This window comes from Longimicrobium sp., assembly GCF_036280135.1.
Lineage (GTDB): Bacteria > Gemmatimonadota > Gemmatimonadetes > Longimicrobiales > Longimicrobiaceae > Longimicrobium.
This window is the reverse complement of sequence record NZ_DASURI010000487.1, coordinates 1-2,184: the sequence shown is the minus strand read 5'-3', so window position 1 is coordinate 2,184 and position 2,184 is coordinate 1. Positions and strand designations below refer to the sequence as shown.

Annotated in this window: 2 protein-coding genes; one reads left to right on the top strand and one right to left on the bottom strand. The window is 71.5% G+C overall.

What is annotated here, in order from left to right:
• Positions 1 to 353: 353 nt before the first annotated feature.
• Entirely contained in the window at positions 354 to 1,613 is a 1,260-nt protein-coding gene (locus tag VFZ20_RS15765) for an NAD(P)/FAD-dependent oxidoreductase (protein WP_329684868.1), read from the bottom strand.
• A 164-nt stretch (positions 1,614 to 1,777) separates the two neighbouring features.
• On the opposite strand from VFZ20_RS15765, the gene VFZ20_RS15760 reads away from it, so the two are divergent.
• A partial coding sequence (locus tag VFZ20_RS15760; protein WP_329684867.1) for an AAA family ATPase occupies positions 1,778 to 2,184 on the top strand: 407 nt, incomplete at its 3' end.

Sequence of the window (2,184 nt, the reverse complement as noted above, 5' to 3'; positions counted from 1 at the left end):
CCCGCTTCGCGGGGGAGGGGGAGAACTGCGGGACCTCGCGAGGTCGGGATCCCGTGGAAGCATCGGCTCCGGGCCGGAGCGGCTGAAGCCGCCGCTACAACAGCGGAAAGCCCCGCCCTGACGACGCTGCGCGTCGCCCGGCGGGGCTTCACCGGCTCCGGCCGTCGCCTCCCTGCGCGGCGCCGGTGTTCGTCGTCGCGGAGGCCGCGCACCCCACGGCACCGTCCCGTGCCGGACCCGTCGGCGCAGGCCGACATCACGCTTCCGGAGCCGCGACTTCAGTCGCCGGGTCTCGATGCCCGCCCCTCACCCCCGAACTCCCCCGGCCTCGATCCACTCACGCACTCACGCACTCACGCACTTCCGTTCCCGCGCAGGTGCTCGTGGATGAACTGGATGGCGATGCTCCCCTCCCCCACCGCGGCGCCCACGCGCTTCACGGAGCCGCTGCGCACGTCGCCCGCGGCGAACACGCCGGCGATGCTCGTCTCCAGCAGAAAGCGCGGGCGGTCCAGGGTCCAGTCGTGGTCCGGGCAGGCGCGGCCCGTCTGCACGAAGCCCTTGTCGTCCAGCGCGATCGTCCCCTGCAGCCACTCCGTCCGCGGCGCCGCGCCGATGTACACAAACAGCGTGTTGGTCTCCGCCGTCTCCTGCGCGCCCGTCTCCACGTCCTCGATGGTGATGGTCTGCAGCATCTCGTGGCCCTCGGCCGAGACCACCTTGGCGCCGGGCCGCAGGTGCACGTTGGGCATCTCCTGGATGCGCGACAGCAGGTACTCCGACATCTTCTCCGAGAAGTCGGCCTCGGGCGCCACCATCGTCACCGACTTCGCGTAGCGGCTCAGGTACAGCGCCGCCTGCCCCGCGGAGTTGCCGGCGCCCAGCAGGTACACGTCGCGGTCGCGGCAGGTGGGCACGGCGGCCGCCGCCGCGCCGTAGTATACGCCCCGGCCGATGAGGCTCTCGCACCCGGGCGCCTCCAGCATCCGCCACGACACGCCCAGCGACAGCAGCACGGCGCCCGCCCGCAGCTCCTCTCCGTCGTCCAGCGAGACGACGATGCTCGGCTCCTCCACGCGCAGACCCACGGCGTCACGCGCCACCACCATCTCCGCGCCGAACCGTTCCGCCTGGCGCATGGCGCGGCCCGCCAGCTCGCTGCCGCTGAGCCCGTCGGGAAAGCCCAGGTAGTTCTCGATCAGCGAGCTCATCCCCGCCTGGCCGCCGGGGGCCTCGCGCTCGATGATGACCGTCCGCAGCCCCTCGCTGGCGCCGTACACGGCCGCGGCCAGCCCCGCCGGCCCCGCGCCCACGATCACAAGGTCGTAGTACGGTGACTCGGCCTCCGTGCTCAGCCCCACCTGCTCGGCCAGTTCCTGGTCTGTGGGGTCGGCCAGCGTGGTGCCGTCGCCAAAGATCAGCAGGGGCAGCTGGTCGGCCGTCACCCCCAACTCGTCGGCGCGGGCGCGGGCCTTCTCGTTGCTCTCGTAGTCGCGAAACAGGTACGGCACCCGGGCACGGGCCAGGAAGTCGCGCACCTCGTGCGAGCGCGGCGCCCAGGTAAAGCCGATCACCAGCACCCGGTCCGCCGGGTCCGCGTGGGAGGGAATCATGTCAGGTCCAGCGTGGTCTCGCGTGAGGGCGGCGCATCCAATCTGCGCGAAAGCCGCTCATCCTCTCACGCCCCGTGCCACCCGGGCGCCAGGGACTGGCGCGCCCGGCGGCGTCCGATGATTTTCGGGAGATCGACCGTTCGCCGATCCGCCATCGTCCGCGCATGCTGAACTCCACGCTTTACCTCAACGCCATCGGGCTGGACCGCGGCCGGGTACGCTCGTTCGACGAGTACCCGTTCTCGCTGCCGGCCGTGCGCACGCTGGACGAGATCCAGCTGCGCAAGCCGGTCACGTTCCTCGTGGGGGAGAACGGGTCGGGCAAGTCCACGCTGCTGGAGGCTATCGCGTCGTCGTGGGGCTTCAACCCCGAGGGCGGCAGCCGCAACATGATGTTCGCCACGGGCCCGTCGGAAAGCGGCCTGCACGAGTACCTGCGCCTCGCGCGCGGCTACAAGCGCCCGGGCGACGGCTTCTTTCTGCGCGCGGAGAGCTTCTACAACGTGGCCACGGAGGTGGACCGGCTGGAGGCCACGTCGTACTACGGCGGCAAGTCGCTGCACGAGCAGTC